Below are 17645 nucleotides of genomic sequence, written 5' to 3' on the forward strand. Positions count from 1 at the left end.
TATGGGGGGGTTTTGTCATACCTTACGACATGAGGGAATCGATTACGGGGGGGATTATATCGAACAGATTACCTATCTGCTCTTTCTAAAGATGTCCGATGAGCGGGACATAGAACTTCCCGAAAACTGCGACTGGCAATCTCTGAAGGAACTTTCGGGTACGGAACTCACCGATAATTATACCGATATGCTGCGAACCCTCGGCAAGGCGGGGGGCCTGTTGGGCGACATCTTTGCTGGTGCACTCTCCCGGTTTCACAACCCAGTGAGCCTTAAGAAGATCATCTCTCTTGTCGATGAGACAGACTGGACGGGAATTGATATTGATGTCAAGGCGTTGGCGTTTGAAGGCCTTCTGGAAAAGGCGGCAAGCGAGGGGAAGAAGGGTGCTGGGCAGTACTTCACCCCCCCCGTATTGTGATCCAGTCTATCGTGCGGTGCATGAAGCCCGACCCACGGGGCACCCGTGAATTCACCATCATGGACCCGGCCTGCGGGACCGGCGGATTTCTGGTCTGTTCGTATGAATGGCTTAAGGAGATAACGGGCGGCGGAGCCTTTGACAGGGAGCTTTCAAAGCGTATCAAAGACAGCACCTACTACGGGCAGGAACTGGTAGAACGACCGAGGAGGCTGGCACTAATGAACCTCTACCTGCACAACCTCCAGCCGGTGATCAAGCTCGGCGACTCCATCTACGAGGTGCCGGATTCTCAGCGGTTTGATGTGATACTCACGAACCCGCCCTTCGGGACGAAGGGAGCGAATCAGTCTCCGGGCCGCGAGGATTTCACGATTGAGACCTCCAACAAGCAGCTCAATTTCATCCAGCACGTGATGACCATCCTGAAGCCAGGCGGACGAGCTGCGGTGGTCGTTCCGGATAACGTGCTCTTCGGTGAACAGGCAGGGGATGTCTTCAAGGTGCTCTGCGAGGACTGCGACCTCCACACCGTGATTCGCCTGCCGGACGGCACCTTCACCCCCCCCTACTCCCCCCCCGGCACGAAGACGAACGTGATCTTCTTCACAAAGGGCCTTCCCACCGAACACACGTGTCTATGACTGCCGGACAAATATTCCAAGTATCACAAAGAAGGACCGGCCACTTAACAAGGAGCACTTCGCCGAGTTTGAGCAGTGTTTTGGTGACAACCCGAACGGCCGGTCTCCCCCCCGCGACCCGAAGGACTCCCCCCCTAGCGACCGCTGGCACAAATTCCACATCACAGAGCTCAAGGAACGCAACTACAAGATCGACTCCCTGAAATGGCTGCGGGACGACTCGCTCGAAAACACTGACGACCTCCCCCCCCTCCCGGAGGAGCTTGCGGCCGAGGCCATCGATGAGCTGGAAGCGGCGGTCGCCGAGCTGAACGCAATAATTGAATTGATGGGGGGGAACGGGTATGCAGCAGACGAGTGAGGTGCCGGAGGGGGGGTGGGTCAAGACTCCTTTAGCCTCATGTGTAGACATACTTGATAATCAACGGGTTCCAATAAATTCAAAAGAAAGAGAGACGCGGATCGGAAATATCCCCCCCTATTACGGGGGCTACATGTCAAGTTGGATGGATTGATGATTTTCTATTTGATGAGGAACTGCTATTGATTGGTGAGGATGGAGCACCATTCTTTGACAAAACTAAACAAATTGCGTATATTATTCAAGGGAAATCATGGGTTAACAACCATGCTCATGTCATTAGGGCGATTGAGGAACTCACAAGCAATAAATTCCTTAAATATTACCTCGATTGTTTTGACTTTAATGGGTATGTCACAGGTACCACCAGATATAAATTAAACCAAGGTTCGATGAAAAAAATCCTAATTCATCTCCCCCTCTCACCGAACAGCACCGCATCGTCGTTGCCATCGAGGCGCTCTTCGCCCGGCTGGATGCGGCAGAGGCCCGGCTGGAGCGGGTGCCGGGGCATCGTGCATCAGTTCCGGCAGTCGGTGCTTGCCGCGGCGTGTGATGGGCGGTTGACGGAAGGATGGAGGGCAGATAATCCTGAAATTGAATCAGCAAAGGAGCTATTTGGTAGAATAAAAGAAGAGAAAAAGTTTTTGACTACCAAAGGCATAATCAAACGTCAGAAAGAGCAAGATCCCATCTCTCTCAATGAATTCCCCTATTCGATTCCGCATAATTGGATGTGGGCAAGATGGTGTGAAATCTCGAAAAATATTGCTGATATTGATCATAAAATGCCAAATGAATGTAAAGAGGGTATTCCGTACGTTTCACCAAAAAACTTTATAAAAAACAATAAAATCGATTTGAAAATTCAAAAAAGATCTCAATAGCAGATTTCAACAAATTAAAGAAGAAAATTCAACCTGAATATGCAGACATAATTTTCCCGAGATATGGAACAATTGGTGTAAATCGATTTGTAGATACAAAAATTGATTTTTTGGCATCTTATTCATGTGCTGTAATAAAAAATTTAAAAAATTATATACATCCAAAATATTCCTATTATTATTCAATATCTCCACTTGTGAAAAATGAAATTCGAAAATATGTAAATTCAACTACTCAGCCAAATGTAGGATTAAAATCAATACAATCATTTATTTTTCCACTCCCCCCCCACTCCCCCCCGAACAACACGAAATCGTCCGCCGCGTTGATGCCCTCTTCGCCTGTGCCAACCAGATCGAGGCAAACGTCGCAACCGCACGGGATCGCATTGCAAAGCTCCGGCAGTCCATTCTTGCGCAGGCATTCTCCGGGCAGCTGGTGCCGACCGAGGCGGAGCTAGCCCGGAGGGAGGGGGGGCGGGAGTATGAACCGGGGGGGGCGGTGTTATTGGAAAAGATCATATAGGTACGTGATAATGAAATTTTATTCGAATATTTTCTCTACTAGTGATTATTATGAGCGTTGAATTTTTAGATCGACGTAATGCGGTTAATTTAGAAATTTTTTCTGATGAAATTAATCCAGTAGTCGATCAAGCAGATGGCTCTAAATGGATGTATATTGGAGTGTTATTTGTTCCAGTTGAAAAGAAAACCGAATTAATCGAAAAATTAAAAAATTTACGATGTATTACCAATTCGAAATGGCATGACAATCATGAGGATTGTCCTATCGGTTGTAAGTTCCACAAGAAAAATAATACAGAAATCCATTACACTGAAGTTCAACGTACAAATGCAAGACTTCGAATTGCTTTAAACTGGATTGAATTCCTGAAAAATGATAATTCTGCTCGAGAATTATTCTATTTTAATATACTTGGAATTAATTTATCAGAATTAGATCTCAATAGATTTGGAGGCAATTCTGATGTGGAATTGAACATTTATAACCGGTTCTATCGCTCAGTTATTCTCAGTGGTCTGCACTATTTTTTCGACAAAAAACAAACTGTAATTAACAATATTTATCATGACAACGGCAGTCAGGAATCTCATCAATTTTTCCCTTGGCATACAATTCAAAAAATTGAATTACAAAGTGATCTCGTTACAATAAGGCCAAAAACTGTCAAATTTATTGACTCTGACCATCGAAAGAGTGGTGATGATGAGTCCCATCTCATACAATTTATTGACATCATTCTTGGAGCGACATATGTGTGTTTGCATGATCCTTCTGAAAGAATTGAAAAAAGGAAAGTTGGTTCAGCTTTTAAACCAGTATTAACTACACTTCTTGATCGTGTCCAAAAGGAGAGTGGTGGCAGTTTATGGGGGCAATATTACATATCTGATTTCAAAAGAAAATGGCAAGTAAGTTTTTTTCCAAGAACTAACAACATGGGGGGGTCATGGCGCACATTGAGTGATTCAGAAATCAAGGACATTATATCCAGTAGAAATTCGTATTATTATTCCAGACAGATAGTTGTGCGAGATCCCAGTGTGACAACGTTAGATCGATGGTTTTGAATCAATCAAAAAACGGCTCTGTAGAAATCCTTCCATATTTTTAAAGAGTCATTTTTTGATACTCTATGATTGTTGCACACTTTGATCCTTTTACGTTGAACGCACATGTGAGGGATAAGATTCCGGTTCGGTAATTGAGCTAGAGATTGAAGAGGACCAAATTAATTTTGGACAGAAAAATACATTTTTTTAAATGTTTTAATTGGAAAGAATTATTTAAATAAAAATCTCATTCTTTTTAATGGGTTGGCCAAAAATATCAAATTGGAGCAATCAAGGTTATCCGTTTTTTTGAATTGATCGGATTTTTAACTGCATATATAATATTAAACGCGTTTTTCAACAAAATTGATTGTAATAAAGTAGAAGTTACAGTCATTGTATTTTTTGTATCATTAATTGTAATAAAAACTGATTTGTTATTTTATTGCACAAATAACATTAAAGAAATAATTTCAAATTGCCTGAAAACGGGTAAATTAATTATAATTGGAATAATTAAATCACCTGTTATTTTCTTCAAATTCGTGAAAAATAGTATACTTAATTATGAAATATTCTTCCTTAAACTTAAGTCAGTCAGTCATGCAATTCCTAGTCAAATACTACGTTTTTTAAAATATTTTAGTATAATATTCAAGCAAGTATTTTTCAATGTTTGTTATGATATTTTCCCCATTCTGTTAATATGGCTAAGTGTTTCGGGTTTTTTGTGATTTTTGACATAATCTCAATTCCTGGCATTGAAGATAATTTGAATAATATCCTTGCATTTAGCATTTTACTTGGAATTTTCCAATATTTTCTTAAAAGACATGAGGAAAAGATATATCCTAAAATCTCATTTCTTCCAAATAAAATTAACGCAATAATTGCCGAAGAAACTGTATTTATAGAGTTTTACGAATCAATTAGGGATACAAAACTGGAACGTGCTATTAAAAGAGCAATTGATCCAAAGCTACAGACTCTCGATTTTTACGATTTTGTATTAAATGATCCAAAATTTAGCAAGATGTATTTCGCTAGCATGAAAAAGAACCCCCCTATATCATTTCAACCTGTGATCAATTATCAGTACAATTCAGATCAACAGTATCTATTAGCTGAAATGGAAGCAAAGAGAACAAATCAAGAAACAGAACTCCATAAAGCATATTCCGATTTCTTTCTAGGAATTGCTTATGATAATATCAACAATAAGATTAAAAGCGAAGTTGATATTAATGAATTCGCAATTTTGACTCAAAGCAACATTAACATTGTACAAGAAGTTATTCCGCAATTCATCAATTTGAAACTTCAAAACGGATTCGATAAAATTACAGATGGTTCTGATATTATTGCGTTACCAACTGACTCATCGGCAAACGAATTTAAGGAACACCTTAAAGAAAAAATATATTCTGAGATCTGGGCGAAAATACTCCCCCCCTAATTTTGAGTCTTGTCATACAATGAAATATTTCCTGAATTGTGGATGGTTTATCATATCAATGGCATGCTGAAAATATTTCAATTCATAGGGTTTTACAAAATTTAGAGAGTATTTGCAAAATCGTAAGATAACCATAACCCCCCCATCCATGATGAGAGGAGAGAGGACAGAGACTCAAACCACAGCATCATAAGCCCGGCACTCTGCCATTCAAAAATCTAAATAAATGATCAATTCATGTTTCATTTCTCCCGATTTTCCACAGAAATATCGCGACTGTTGACTTCAGCCGAACCACTGTTGATCCATCCGAATCAATACATACCCCGCAGACTTTTCCTATATGGTCATGGCCGTCCCATCACCTTCTGTTTCTGAACGGTCAGATTCATTGAAAGTCAATTAGGGCATGATATGATCTACCCGTTCATTGTCACGAAAATAGTTTTGGAGACGAAATCGTTCCGGGGACTGAATCGTTGCAGTTCCCGTTAAAATCGGTGGAGAGGGGGCGAGAAGGTAACGCCAATTACCCCCCCAGGGGTAAATACCATCAGGAAGACAAAACCAAAGGCCCGACTTTCTGAATGATCTCATCCCGTGCCTCTATTTCCATGAGAATGGAATCCCCGTACTCAATCGCGTGCACAATACCCTCATCATACAGCCACGATACCGTAGACAAACTCTCATCAGATAGCGGAATGGATATCCTGCACCGTTCCCACTTCGGCAGCATCTCATACAAAAGCTGCTTCAGTTCGTCAAGACCCTCCCCTGACCGTGCAGACACCATGACCGAAACAGAAATAAGATCACCAATCGCCTCCCGTTTTTCCTGCACCTCTTCATCAGAAAGAAGATCCGCCTTGTTAAGCGCAGTAACAATCACCGCACCCTCCGTTCTCCCCCGGAAGATATCATGCTGACAACCAGTTTCTGCCGTATCACATCCACCGGATCACTCATATCCACCACCAGAAGAATGACATCGGCCAGGAATATCTCATCCAGCGTTGACCGGAACGCATCCACCATCAAATGCGGCAGATCTTCGATAAATCCCACCGTATCCGTCAACAGCATCTTTCGGTTATTTTTCGTGAGAGCACGCGTTGTCGGAGAGAGTGTCGTAAAGAGCATGTCTTTGACCACGGTCTCTTCCTCGACAAGTGATTCGAAAAGCGTACTCTTTCCCGCATTCGTATACCCTGCCAGAGCGACAAGGGAAAATCCCTTCTCATGCCGGAACGTACGCAGCGACTCACTCCCGTCCCCCCCTGCTGAAGTTCGGCCCGGATTCGGGCAATCCGTTTCTTGATATCCTGCTCATAGGAATTCTCGTAACCTCCCAGACCCATGAACCCCCCCTGCTTATCCTTCTTCATCAGGGAAAGGATCGCCTTTGTTTTCGGAAGCTTATATTGTAATTCCGCAAGCTCCACCTGGAGTTTGGCACGCTTCGTCGTGGCCCTTGCAGCAAATATCTCAAGAATCAGCTGGAACCGGTCTATCACTTCACAGGAACACATCTCAGAAATATTATAGATCTGCGTCATCGACAGCGGATTATTGAAAATGACTTTCTCCGCATCCAGAGATTTCACCATCTGCACAAGCTCATCCACCTTACCGCACCCAATCTGGTACTTCCGGTCAGGAAGTCTGGACTGCACAAATGCACCGGCAACATCATACTCCGCAGCATGTGCCAGCTCCCTGAGCTCTGAGAGCTTCCGCGAATTTGTCGCAGCATCAGAATCCGGATCATTTCGCTGGACAAGAATAATTGTTTTCCTTGCAGAGCCCCCCCGGACGGGATCATCTGATACGAATTTTGTTTCGAATGTCATCTAAACCCTCCATAAAATAATGCTATTCATACAACACTCTCAACGCAGGGATTTGGTTTCCCCCCCCGCTGCGCCTGAATATCTTTCCACACTATTCCTTATACCCTCCTGTAAACCTGACCAAAAGAACCCTCCCGGTCTTGACGTGCTTTCATACGCTGGCCCTCAGCTCAGATATTCAGCGTGGTGCGGGTGTTCTGTCAGGAACTGCCCGATAAAGGTATCCGGAACAGTCAGGAATTCTGAATCAATCTGAACCACTTTAGATTTATCCGAATCTTTACATACAACCCGCAGACTTTTTCTCTATCATCTCCCCCCCGTCCCATCACCTTCTGTGCACAGGAAACCCTGTCGCACAGGAGCAAACCTCCATGAGAAAAGCAGAACAAAATGTAGCGAACCACAACCCGGAACGGCAGGCTACGCCCGTCCGAAAGAATCGAATCGCAGAAGAACAGAACCAGACGATGATGCCAGACAGGGAGGGGGGGCAGACATGCAGCCCGCATACCGAACAATAAACGGCAGCCCCCCCGCAAAAAAACCATGCTCCCACATAGGTTTGAGAGGAACTGCCGATGAACAGTCGGCGGCAACAGAGATAAACTCCCCGGCCGGTCGGACACCCATCAGCGCGGGCCCGGTCCCGCTCTACCTCATCCCGCAGACCATCTCCACAGAAATCCACGCCCACGGCGGGGGGGACATATCGGAGATCACCGTCCGCCGGGCCCGGCACCACTTCTATGCCATTTCCCTGACAAAAACCGCCCCCGGAGGCAGAAGGCCGGTGGTGCAGATGCAGACTGAACCCGGCACACTTGCCCGCGGAAGAGGGAGAACCCTCTCCGTTACCATCGCAGAGGAGTCCTATCACCTCGGTCGCAATGACATCAACACCCTGCTCAACTACGGGCAGAGCGTACCTCTCAGCCGGATCGAAAACGGAACCATCCGCCCCCCCGACAAAGCAATCTTCGTAACGACGGTCATCGACGGCCACATCACCGTCCATACCTCCGGCCGGGTGGTGCTGGTGGTCACCCGGACGAACCTCTTTTCCGTCCCCCCCTGGCAAGTTTCCGGAAGGTGGCCCGTGGTGAGGCCGTATCCGCCCCCCCGCTCTTCCCGGTGATGCCGGATGCAGGATGGTTCGTATGACTACCAACCAGCCGAATGCGTCAGATGAGAATGGGGGGGTTCGGGACACCCTCTCCCTCCTCTTTTCCGGGGATTCGGTCGTCGAACTCCGGGCCCTCGGCGACGGCGGGGGGTGCACAGCGGCTACTTCACCGACCATGATCTGATGGCAGAGCGGGCGGCCGCGATGGACGCCTTCCGGGACATCACAGGCGTGTATGTCACCCTGAACGAGGTGAACCCCGCCCTGCTCTCCCGGCGGGCCAACCGCGTCAAACAACGCCTCTCCCGGAGCGATGCGACCACCGCCGACGCCGACATCATTCGCCGCCGCTGGCTCCCCCCCATTGACTTTGACCCCCCCGTCCGGCCGAGCGGGGGTCTCTGCGACCGATGCGGAGCATGCCGCCGCCCTTGAACGGGCGGAGCGGGTCGCCGCATGGCTCACCGGGAGAGGATTCCCGGAACCCGTCCTTGCCGACTCCGGCAACGGGGCCCACCTCCTCTACGCAATCGATTTGCCCAACGACGGCGAGGCCACCCGGCTCGTGAAGGCATGTCTCAGCGTTCTCGACGCCCTCTTCTCGGATGCGACCGTCCACTGCGACACCGCGAACTTCAACGCCGGACGCATCTGGAAACTCTACGGCACGACGGCCCGCAAAGGCGACAGCACCCCTGAGCGGCCCCACCGGAAGGCCCGAATATGCTCTGCCCCCCCGGATGCACCGCAGGTCGTAACGGATGACCTGCTGCAGGAGCTTGCCGATGCCATTCCCCCCCGCTCCGCCCCCCCGTGACCGGCAAACGCGGGGTTCGTTTGACCTCGGCCACTGGCTCACGACCCACGGCATCAGCGTCAGAACCGAAAAACCCTGGCAGGGCGGCACGTTATTCACCCTTGATGCCTGCCCCCCCTTCTCCAGCGCTCACACGGACGGAGCCTTTGCCATCCAGTTTGCAAACGGTGCCCTCTTTGCCGGATGCCACCACGACTCCTGCGGCGGCGGCAGCCAGCGCTGGCAGGAACTGCGGGCGATGTATGAACCGGAGAGAATCGCCGGGAAGGAAAAAGCTGGGACGAAACCACAAAAACAAGAGTCGTCACATGGTTCAGAAGAACCACCGGAAAATCCCCCCCATCCCCACCTCTTCTGCCGGACACTTCAGCGGAGAAACAGGAACAACGCAAACAGGCATTGGAGATTCTTACAAACGGCGACCCGGTCAATTTCCTCCTCGACGTCTTCCACCGCAACCATGTCGGGGACCGCACGGTTGCGGAATGTCTCGCAATGTCCATTGCCTCACAATCCGTCGAAAACACCTCCGGGCTGCACGTCGCCATATCCGGCAACTCCGGGAAGGGCAAGACTCATGCCTGCAATGCGATGCTCCGCCTCCTGCCCGAGGCGTACCGGCTGAAGGGCACGGTCTCGAACAAGGCTCTCTTTTACTACGAAGACCTCCTGGCGGGGGACGGTAATTCTCTTTGATGACGTCGCACTTTCAGACGACATGCAGGAACTCCTGAAGTCTGCAACAGCCAATTTCCAGGAGCCGGTTGAGCACCGGACACTCACCCGCGATCGGCATCTCAAACTATGCACCATCCCCCCCGAACGGTGCGTCTGGTGGCTTGCCAAGGTGGAGGCCATCGGAGACGATCAGGTAATGAACCGGATGCTCACGGTCTGGATAGATGACTCGACAGGTCAGGACCGGGCGGTTCTTGCCCATCTGAAACAGGTTGAGATGGGAATGGTGCCTTCGGCAACCAATGACCCGGACGTTCTTGTCTGCCGGACGATGTGGGAGATTTTGAAAGAGGCCGTCCGGCAGGTGCGTATCCCGTTTGCCGGTCGGATAAACTTTTCAGCGGCCCATAACCGGCGCAACCCGGCGATGCTTTTCGACCTTATCAAGTGTCACGCAGTGCTGAACTTCCTTCAGCGGGAGAAGGATGAGGACGGGACTGTCATTTCTACGTATGATGACTTCGTTTATGCCAGGCAGCTCTTTATTGCGATCAACGGCAATGTCGGCGGGCAGGAGACGAAGCTGACCCGAAACGAGTCAGCCGCCCTTGCGACTATTACCCGGCTGGACCTGCAGGTATTCACCATCCGTCAGCTTCAGGATACCCTCGGTCTCTCGTATCACCAGACCTATCGGCTCCTGCATGGCTACACGAACAGCCGGGCCACCTATCTGGGTATTCTTGATAAGTGCCCTGCAGTAAGTCTCATTGACGCAACAGTGGCAGAAGAGATCTGCGGTGTGGAGTGTCGCAGGCGTGAGCACTACTTCTCCTTTGACCTTCTGCATTATCGGGGATGGTCAGCCCAGGCGGATGTCTGGCTTGATGAAGAAGTGAATGGCAGCGATTCTGATGGAGACGATGATGAAGATGGCGGTGATGCGGCAGGTGGCGCAGGGGGGGAGAATCACACCCTTCCACCCTCTTTGCACCGGAATTCCAGGGATTGCGCAAACAAACCGGAAGCCCATTCTGCTTCTGTTTTTTGTACAGGGAAAGAGAGAGAAGAGAGGCGTACAGAGAGTATAGGAAGGTTGCATGGATTACCGGTAACACCCAACACCCCCCCGGTACCATCTGCTTCAGTATGGGGGGGAGTGATGGTGTCTGTGATCACAGCGGGAGTGCAAAAGAAGCGGTGAATTCAGTGGTGAATCGGCCGTTGCAGAATTCCGGGCCGCAGACGGAAAATATGTGGTGTAAATCAGATTGCAACACTCCCACAGGGAGCACGAAGGTGCACAAAGGGAAGGCGTCCGACGCCACCCTGCCCTTACCCGACATACTGGATCATACGTCCTTTTACCGGTCGGCAGTCTCGGTTGGAAACTGTGATGTTTGTGGCAAAGGAGCGGCGGTGTATCACTCCGAAGAGCAGCGGACGAGTATCTGTGAAGGGTGTTATGCCCGGCTGGTTCGGGAGGCGAACCGGGACGAGGGGGGGTGCGGTGACCGGATACGTTATTCCGGGGGGGGTCTCACGCACCGTCCCCCATTCACTTTTTTATGGTATAATGGGTATGTGATCCCGAACCCTTCTTTTCAACAAGGCCAAGGTTCTCCAGCTTTTTAATCCGCCTCAATACCTTAGTCTTAGAAATTTCCAGTCTTAATGCAAGTTCACTGCTCTTTAACGGCAGATTCAGAAGGGTAAGGATCTGATTATCCGTTTCATCAATGGCGGAAGAGACATCTTTTCTGAAGATGACGGAAAATGCTGCGGGGGGGCTTGCCCTGAATTCAACCGAACAGAAGGGATGTTTTTTCCTGCCGTTTCCTTAAATTCAAGGACTTCAGATTCTCCTGACTGAATCAGGTAAATCGGTTACTGTTTCATTTTTGCATGAAACAGTATGAAACAGTAAACTCATTGGAGAATCAGTCCATAAACCGGCTGTAAACAATCCCATATTCTGTTTAAAGCAATTATGTGGTGTTTTCCCTTCCGGGTGGTGTTTCTCTCGTTTCATCCCTTCAGCATGAAACGTTCTCATGGCCGGATTCGCCGGGCCGAATGATGGGGGGGTTCCCTTCTTATCATCTCGGGGAAGGTGTGAAGGATGTTATGCCCAGCTGGTTCGGGAATGGGAGAAGGGTGATATCGAATTTGACCGTTGGGTTTAATTTCTGGATCAGATGAGGCAAATTTTGAAAACTTTGAATGACGTGGCAAACCTGTGTCACATATGTCCCCCCCAATCAAAAATTTAATTCTACGAAAAAATCGTAGAATCAAAACACATAAATCATTCAGGATAGTTATACATTGTATGCTTATAGAATACCGTGTCGAAAATTTCCGTTCTATCGCTGAACAAACGACACTCAGCATGGTAACCTCAAAAGAGAGGAGAAAGGCATATAATCTTATTAAAGTGAAGGGAGTTTCTGACATCACAAAACTCCTGAAAAGTTCTATTCTATATGGCGCAAATGCTCCGGAAAGACGAATCAGATTCGGGCACTCGATCTGATCAAATTTCTGGTAGTACATTCAAAAAATCTCAATAAGGGAGACAAACTTCCCTACTTCCCGTTTGTTCTCAGTGCAGAATACGAGGAAAAACCCACATTATTTGAGATTGATTTCATCAGTGGCAGGACTGAATACAAATATTCCTTTTCATACGATGCAAATGAGATCATTTCTGAAGAACTCAGCTACATTAAAAGGAAAGAAGAAAAATTCATTTATATCCGCAACCGGGACACGTTAGAGACTTTTGTCGATGAAGATGAATTACAGGGACTGTTTAAGCACACGGGAGATAATGTGCTCTTTTTGTCCAAGGCCAACAACGAGTACAAACCATTTGGAGAGGTCTTTGAGTGGTTCAATATTAACCTGCAGTATTTCGGGCAGATATCTGATATCGGGAATGGATTTACCTCAAAATATATGAATAAATCCCCCCCTGAGAACAAAGAAAAGGTTCTGAATATCTTAAAATATGCTGATTTTGATATCTCTGATGTCTCAGGCAATGAGATTAAGATGGACAAATCAGAGATACCTGATTTCATCGTAAATATGATTGAGAAGAAAACAAACAGACCATTAAGTGATGGAGAATTTGTACGAACCGAACTGAAAAGCGTCCACAAAAGAGATGACGGGAAGGAGATCGTAACTGAATTTGAAGAGTTCGAGTCTGCCGGAACAAGCGTCTTTTTCAATATGCTGGGGGATTATTCTGGATGCACTGGAAAATCATCAGCGTATTCTTGTCATTGATGAGTTTGATACCCGGCTGCATCCGGATCTGATCATGTACCTTCTGAAAATGTTCCATGACGAGAATTACAACAAGGTTGATTCCCAACTCATTGTGACGACACATAATACCAGGATTCTTGCATCGGATTTCTTTCGAAGGGAGCAGATATGGTTTACGGAGAAGAGTAAGGATACAAAGAGCACCATCCTCTATTCCCTCTTTGATTACGAAGACAGGGTTGACCGATCTATTGAAAAGGGATATTTTTCCGGACGCTATGGAGGTCTCCCGGATATTTTGTACGGGAGGATATAGAGGATGGCAAGAGTAAGAACGTCCAAAAATATTCCATTAAAACCTCTTGTCGTAATCTTCAGCGATGGCAGAACAGAGCTCAACTACTTCAGCTGCAAAAAATCAGATCTGAAAGGAAAACGGAATGTCAGAATAGAGCCTGTCTTTGCTAATGAAAAAAAAGCCACAGAAATGGTAAAGTATGCCAAAGATTATATCCGGAATAATTATGGCAACGAACCGAACGACAGATATTTTTGTGTCATGGATATGGACCGTGCAGCTGATGCGGACATAAAAACGGCGTTGAAACAAAAACCGAAAAAATGGATCTGATCATATCCAATCCTGATTTTGAATTCTGGTTCCTGTTACACTATGAATATCATCAGGGAAGTCTGCAAAACAGAGAGCCGATTGAAAAATTAAGAGAGTATGAAAGAGGCTACGAAAAACCTGATGTCGAACACATTTATCCCTCTCTGAAGGGTAAGGAGATGGATGCGATTTCACATGCAGAACGGCTCAGACAGTTTCATCAAAATGAAGGAATAGATGATTTAAACTCTGTTTCCGTAAATCCATACACGAATGTGGATGAACTGGTATCATACATCAACTCAATGTGAATAAATCAATTCCCATGTATGATAGATACCCCCCCGACATCCTGGATCACCGGGACTTTCAGTGGTCACAGGTCTCTCTGGTTACGTGTGATGATGGGGGGGCGGCTACCATTCACAAAAGCAGCGGGCGAGTATCTGCGAGGGGGGGTGCTATACCCGGCTGGTTCGGGAGGCGAACCGGGACGGGGGGGGTAAGGAGAGTTCATTCTTCAAAAACTTTTCATATTTCTTTTTTCTTATACAATGCGTAACACTCCTCACACAAAGCAGAATAGTTGCCTTTTCGTGGATGGCGTAATTTAGCATAATTCCTTGGATAAGCGTAAATAATTCGTTCTTCTTCTGTTAACGGGACAGACACAACGAATCTTTCCTCGATTTCTTCAGGAAAATATCCAAGTTGCAAGCAATCCTCTAAGACAAACCAATCCCCCCCTTGGTACGCAGAGCAATTTTCGCACACATTCCCATATTCTTCAATATTTTGCATTTTTTATTGGTCTTCTGAATGAATGGTAATTTGTCTGCAATGATTGCCGGGAGATTTTCCAACGAATTCAGGTCAATAGATTCTGCCAGATTATTACCTACATCCTTTGCAGGCCAGGCAACTCGTGTTGGTTTCTTACAAGCATAACAACAGGTTTTCCAGACCCAAATCTCGATATCAATTACTTTTGGGGGTTTTGCGATCCTGGACTCAGGTTTCCCACAATATTGACAAACATCTGATTTACATTCGGCACAGATTCCCCCCCCATCTGAGGCCAATTTTCCTCTTCCTCCGGACTTAACCACTCAAATTTCATTATTCTCATATTTACTGACAATTTCAGCCCTCATTATATTATGCCAGGATTGTGGGAGAGAGTGGGTACAGCCACGATCACTGTCTGGACAAAAAACACATTATGGTTGGTGTGACTGAATTTGCCGACCCAATCAATATCCCGATTGGCCTTACAAACTTAGGTTGGATATATTTGATGCCACCTGCTTTCAGGATAATAATAAATTATTTCTCAAAATTTATTTTAGAGAGAGCCCTTTTTTGGAGGGGGGGATGCATCTAATTAAGTTGTTTTTTATAATACTAAAAAACTAAATTTTACGATATGGATATCTGTTCTTGATATTTTGAGCAAGATATGTTCCAACTGAAGATGCATTCTTTAAATATTCAAATTCATTGAACGGTACGCCATCATAAACGTATAATCCCCCCCATTATTAAATCGGACGTATAATTGACTACTTTGTTTATCGTAACCTACTTCAGCTACATTTGAAGAACTAACACTAAACATTTCTACCATTTTTTCCCTCCATCACAATTCACATTATTTAAATGAATTATATGTGATCATTGGTTCCATCACATATTAATATTTCATATTGATTTGCCTTAATATACTATTGTAATATAATCTCAACAGGTCTTTCTCATGATCACCAATATATCCATTGTGGGCTATAGCATTCCTACATTGAGCCATTTCTTTTATTTTGGTTTTTATCCAATCAAGATCAGGGAAATCATCTTTAAAAATTGTCCAGTTATTCGAAATTAAATCAGCTAATTCTACAAAATCTAAATAAAAAATGTCAGAACCAGCCTTAAAACTCTTCCATTTATTATTTTCTTCATTTACCTTTTTTTCTGAATATTTCTTTTTAAACCACTGGTATATTCCAGATTACCATTTCCCTTTTCTTCTATGAAAATTCTTAAAGTGTTTTCAATATGGTAAAGGTAAAGATACACTTCTGCCATCTCTTTTCCTTTTTCATATAAATCATGAGGATATGAGATTCCAGTTGAATCTAATATATTATCTGTAATTTCTGCCAAATCCTCTTCTAATGAAATAGAGTCGCCTTCACCTGATACCAATTTTGGCGAAATAACAACATCTGTAACATCATAGCCTGCTCCCGGTGGTATAATGTCATTTAAATAGGATTTAAGGCGATTTTTCATTTGATCATCAATTTCACCCATCTTAGCTACTGGCAAGGCAAAAGTAGGAATTGCGGCGAATGCATCCCATCTCCCCCCCCACCATGATTACGAGAGTATTGTTCATATGAAGCAAGATTAAAATCAGAATTTATTATGATTTCATACAATTTATTCTCATTTTTTGAAAGAAGAAGTGCCTTCAATGTATTAAATACAGCTCCAGAATCAGGCAAATCATAAGTGAAACCCATACTTTTACGTTAGAGGTTAAACCCTTAATTTTTTGCAATACACGTTTGTCATTTGGCCTTTGGAGATGTTTTCAAAATATTGACAAAATTAGTGCTATCTATTTCCCCTCCATCAGCCCCCCCGGATCAAACCGGAGTTCGATCTCGTGGGCATTCCCTTTCGCGGCCCGCCGGTTCAAATCAATAAGCCGGAGGTCAGAGAGTCTCGTGAGCCGGGTATGAAAGGCGGTATAGGAGACATCCCGTGTCTTTTTGAATGACTCATAGAGAGTGCGGGAGGTGAGGGGGGGTACCGTCTGGTTTTCCTGTTTCATCCGAACGATATGGGAGAGCAGTTGTTCCTGATCCGGTTTCAGTCCCTCGATGAGAAGGTGGAGGCGGGCGCCGCGTACGGTCTCAAACGCGGTGGTGACATCCTGTTCCCCGACGACAGTCCGGGCGTCCCGTTCGGCACTGAGAACGGCATGTTTCAGGAGGTCGATGCCGACCCGGAGGTCACCACCCTCCACGGTGAGGGCGACAATCCGGTCGAGGATTCCCGGCGGGATTACTCCCGGATAGAGGCCCGTCCGGATACGATCCCGGAGGATGGTGTGCACCTCCTCTTTATTGTAGGGAGAGAACGGGATCTCCTCGGGCTGCCAGACGGAGGCCACCGCCGGGTCGATGACGGTGAGGGGGGGCAGAAGGTATGGTCGCTGATGGTGGTGACGACACCAGCCTTCACTCCCGGATAGTTCTCGTACATCCGCACGAGGGAACGGATCACCCGGTCAAACTGACCGTTGTGGCCGAGGTAGTTGGCGTCGTCGAGACAGACAATCAGCACCGCCTTTTTCTGGATGAGTTCTTTTGCGATGGGGGGGCCGGTGAGCCGCTGGAGGGGGGGGATGCCGGAGAGCGGAGGCTGGTGTCCGAAGAGTTGTTCAAAGATGGCGGCAAAGACACGAAAGGCGTACCCACACTCTCGCAGTTGACGAAGACCGGCACCACAGGGGGGGAGGGGGGGCATCCTCCAGTTCGCTGAAGATTCGCCGGACGCAGGTGGTCTTCCCGGTGCCCGGCGGGCCGCGAAGGTTGGCGTTGACGGGGGGGCATGCCCCGTGCAGGGCAGGGCCGAGGGCTCCTGCGAGCTGTCGGAGCTGGGCATCACGGTAATGGATGGTTTCAGGAGTGTAATTGAATTCAAAGACCTCCGGGTCACGGATGAGTGTCTGGTTGTGCATGAGGTAATGCTGCGGCATGGAAAGGAATTGGAGTGGGGGGGGTTAATAGGGGGGGTAGGGCGGGCGGAGGGTGAAAGTGTGTGTTCAGATGAGTTCTGTAGGATCGGGCATAATGAAGTAATGCAGGCAAGAGTTGTTTCACCCACCCCCCCCAGCCACTGCACCAGCCACGCCACAAGTG

At 46.7% G+C, this 17645-nt stretch carries 23 protein-coding genes and 2 pseudogenes; 15 read left to right on the plus strand and 10 right to left on the minus strand.

Going from position 1 to position 17645, the window contains the following annotated elements; all coding sequences use genetic code 11:
- Nucleotide 1: 1 nt before the first annotated feature.
- Both JCM10550_RS23650 and JCM10550_RS23655 read left to right on the plus strand, forming a co-directional pair.
- Complete coding sequence (locus JCM10550_RS23650) at nucleotides 2-421, plus strand: hypothetical protein (protein WP_245619318.1); 420 nt, start codon at nucleotides 2-4, stop codon at nucleotides 419-421.
- A gap of 20 nt (nucleotides 422-441) precedes the next feature.
- On the plus strand, nucleotides 442-1065 hold the full coding sequence (locus JCM10550_RS23655) for a class I SAM-dependent DNA methyltransferase (protein WP_245619325.1): 624 nt from the start codon (nucleotides 442-444) through the stop codon (nucleotides 1063-1065).
- Here the strand turns inward: JCM10550_RS23655 and JCM10550_RS23660 are convergent.
- A complete protein-coding gene (locus JCM10550_RS23660; protein ID WP_245619320.1) occupies nucleotides 1028-1477 on the minus strand; it encodes a hypothetical protein in 450 nt (149 codons plus the stop codon). The two genes, JCM10550_RS23655 and JCM10550_RS23660, sit on opposite strands and share 38 nt — an antisense overlap.
- A gap of 98 nt (nucleotides 1478-1575) precedes the next feature.
- Between JCM10550_RS23660 and JCM10550_RS17590 the strand changes: the two genes are divergently transcribed.
- Nucleotides 1576-2313, plus strand: coding sequence for a restriction endonuclease subunit S (locus JCM10550_RS17590; protein WP_281175427.1), 738 nt, complete (start codon nucleotides 1576-1578; stop codon nucleotides 2311-2313).
- Between the two features lie 270 nt (nucleotides 2314-2583).
- On the opposite strand, the gene JCM10550_RS23665 is transcribed toward JCM10550_RS17590, so the two are convergent.
- The gene (locus JCM10550_RS23665) at nucleotides 2584-2835 is read right to left on the minus strand and encodes a hypothetical protein (RefSeq protein ID WP_245619322.1); all 252 of its coding nucleotides are present in this window, start codon (nucleotides 2833-2835) and stop codon (nucleotides 2584-2586) included.
- A gap of 54 nt (nucleotides 2836-2889) precedes the next feature.
- Between JCM10550_RS23665 and JCM10550_RS14780 the strand changes: the two genes are divergently transcribed.
- Both JCM10550_RS14780 and JCM10550_RS14785 read left to right on the plus strand, forming a co-directional pair.
- Complete coding sequence (locus tag JCM10550_RS14780) at nucleotides 2890-3909, plus strand: hypothetical protein (RefSeq protein WP_157200320.1); 1020 nt, start codon at nucleotides 2890-2892, stop codon at nucleotides 3907-3909.
- Between the two features lie 712 nt (nucleotides 3910-4621).
- Entirely contained in the window at nucleotides 4622-5347 is a 726-nt protein-coding gene (locus tag JCM10550_RS14785; protein ID WP_157200321.1) for a hypothetical protein, read from the plus strand.
- Nucleotides 5348-5900: 553 nt separating this feature from the next.
- Here JCM10550_RS14785 and JCM10550_RS20950 read toward each other — a convergent pair.
- The 3 genes and pseudogenes from JCM10550_RS20950 to JCM10550_RS20960 form a co-directional block, all read right to left on the minus strand.
- A complete protein-coding gene (locus tag JCM10550_RS20950; protein ID WP_218185251.1) occupies nucleotides 5901-6239 on the minus strand; it encodes a hypothetical protein in 339 nt (112 codons plus the stop codon).
- Complete coding sequence (locus JCM10550_RS23670) at nucleotides 6236-6565, minus strand: GTPase (protein ID WP_245619327.1); 330 nt, start codon at nucleotides 6563-6565, stop codon at nucleotides 6236-6238. The genes JCM10550_RS20950 and JCM10550_RS23670 overlap by 4 nt, the downstream gene beginning before the upstream one ends.
- Nucleotides 6566-6687: 122 nt before the next feature.
- Nucleotides 6688-7200: pseudogene (locus JCM10550_RS20960) on the minus strand (hypothetical protein); the annotation flags it as partial.
- A 337-nt stretch (nucleotides 7201-7537) separates the two neighbouring features.
- On the opposite strand from JCM10550_RS20960, the gene JCM10550_RS14795 reads away from it, so the two are divergent.
- From JCM10550_RS14795 to JCM10550_RS20110, 6 genes are all read left to right on the plus strand, one after another.
- A complete protein-coding gene (locus tag JCM10550_RS14795; protein WP_157200322.1) occupies nucleotides 7538-8338 on the plus strand; it encodes a hypothetical protein in 801 nt (266 codons plus the stop codon).
- Between the two features lie 13 nt (nucleotides 8339-8351).
- The gene (locus tag JCM10550_RS20090) at nucleotides 8352-8510 is read left to right on the plus strand and encodes a hypothetical protein (protein WP_218185254.1); all 159 of its coding nucleotides are present in this window, start codon (nucleotides 8352-8354) and stop codon (nucleotides 8508-8510) included.
- Nucleotides 8477-8761 carry a hypothetical protein gene (locus tag JCM10550_RS20095; RefSeq protein WP_175020539.1) on the plus strand — a complete coding sequence of 95 codons (285 nt, stop codon included), beginning with the start codon at nucleotides 8477-8479 and terminating at the stop codon, nucleotides 8759-8761. The genes JCM10550_RS20090 and JCM10550_RS20095 overlap by 34 nt, the downstream gene beginning before the upstream one ends.
- Entirely contained in the window at nucleotides 8691-9143 is a 453-nt protein-coding gene (locus JCM10550_RS20100) for a hypothetical protein (RefSeq protein WP_175020540.1), read from the plus strand. The genes JCM10550_RS20095 and JCM10550_RS20100 overlap by 71 nt, the downstream gene beginning before the upstream one ends.
- Nucleotides 9112-9768, plus strand: a complete 657-nt coding sequence (locus tag JCM10550_RS20105) for a hypothetical protein (protein ID WP_175020541.1) — start codon at nucleotides 9112-9114, stop codon at nucleotides 9766-9768. The genes JCM10550_RS20100 and JCM10550_RS20105 overlap by 32 nt, the downstream gene beginning before the upstream one ends.
- A 93-nt stretch (nucleotides 9769-9861) precedes the next feature.
- Nucleotides 9862-11025 (plus strand): hypothetical protein, encoded by a 1164-nt coding sequence (locus JCM10550_RS20110; RefSeq protein ID WP_062400226.1) that lies wholly within the window; start codon nucleotides 9862-9864, stop codon nucleotides 11023-11025.
- A 131-nt stretch (nucleotides 11026-11156) separates the two neighbouring features.
- Here JCM10550_RS20110 and JCM10550_RS20115 read toward each other — a convergent pair whose 3' ends face one another.
- Both JCM10550_RS20115 and JCM10550_RS17605 read right to left on the minus strand, forming a co-directional pair.
- Complete coding sequence (locus JCM10550_RS20115; RefSeq protein WP_062400228.1) at nucleotides 11157-11369, minus strand: hypothetical protein; 213 nt, start codon at nucleotides 11367-11369, stop codon at nucleotides 11157-11159.
- Between the two features lie 10 nt (nucleotides 11370-11379).
- Nucleotides 11380-11562: a winged helix-turn-helix domain-containing protein gene (locus JCM10550_RS17605; RefSeq protein ID WP_281175428.1), complete on the minus strand. Its 183-nt coding sequence runs from the start codon at nucleotides 11560-11562 to the stop codon at nucleotides 11380-11382.
- 743 nt (nucleotides 11563-12305) lie between these two features.
- On the opposite strand from JCM10550_RS17605, the gene JCM10550_RS25370 reads away from it, so the two are divergent.
- The 3 genes and pseudogenes from JCM10550_RS25370 (at nucleotide 12306) to JCM10550_RS23680 (ending at nucleotide 14024) form a co-directional block, all read left to right on the plus strand.
- Nucleotides 12306-13118 carry an ATP/GTP-binding protein gene (locus JCM10550_RS25370; RefSeq protein ID WP_083475554.1) on the plus strand — a complete coding sequence of 271 codons (813 nt, stop codon included), beginning with the start codon at nucleotides 12306-12308 and terminating at the stop codon, nucleotides 13116-13118.
- The gene (locus tag JCM10550_RS25375) at nucleotides 13021-13416 is read left to right on the plus strand and encodes an ATP/GTP-binding protein (RefSeq protein ID WP_172673929.1); all 396 of its coding nucleotides are present in this window, start codon (nucleotides 13021-13023) and stop codon (nucleotides 13414-13416) included. The genes JCM10550_RS25370 and JCM10550_RS25375 overlap by 98 nt, the downstream gene beginning before the upstream one ends.
- A 3-nt stretch (nucleotides 13417-13419) precedes the next feature.
- Nucleotides 13420-14024 (plus strand): annotated as a pseudogene (locus tag JCM10550_RS23680) (RloB family protein).
- Nucleotides 14025-15672: 1648 nt separating this feature from the next.
- Here JCM10550_RS23680 and JCM10550_RS14855 read toward each other — a convergent pair.
- From JCM10550_RS14855 to JCM10550_RS19185, 3 genes are all read right to left on the minus strand, one after another.
- The gene (locus JCM10550_RS14855) at nucleotides 15673-16026 is read right to left on the minus strand and encodes a hypothetical protein (RefSeq protein ID WP_062400243.1); all 354 of its coding nucleotides are present in this window, start codon (nucleotides 16024-16026) and stop codon (nucleotides 15673-15675) included.
- A gap of 310 nt (nucleotides 16027-16336) precedes the next feature.
- The gene (locus tag JCM10550_RS14860) at nucleotides 16337-16837 is read right to left on the minus strand and encodes a hypothetical protein (RefSeq protein WP_157200323.1); all 501 of its coding nucleotides are present in this window, start codon (nucleotides 16835-16837) and stop codon (nucleotides 16337-16339) included.
- Complete coding sequence (locus tag JCM10550_RS19185) at nucleotides 16786-17391, minus strand: hypothetical protein (RefSeq protein ID WP_245619324.1); 606 nt, start codon at nucleotides 17389-17391, stop codon at nucleotides 16786-16788. Before JCM10550_RS19185 ends, JCM10550_RS14860 begins: the two co-directional genes overlap by 52 nt.
- 4 nt (nucleotides 17392-17395) lie before the next feature.
- On the opposite strand from JCM10550_RS19185, the gene JCM10550_RS20970 reads away from it, so the two are divergent.
- Nucleotides 17396-17645, plus strand: a 250-nt coding sequence (locus JCM10550_RS20970) for a hypothetical protein (RefSeq protein WP_218185257.1), incomplete at its 3' end; no start/stop codon positions are given.

Origin of the sequence: Methanogenium cariaci JCM 10550 (assembly GCF_001315945.1) — an archaeon.
Classification (GTDB): Archaea; Halobacteriota; Methanomicrobia; order Methanomicrobiales; family Methanomicrobiaceae; genus Methanogenium; species Methanogenium cariaci.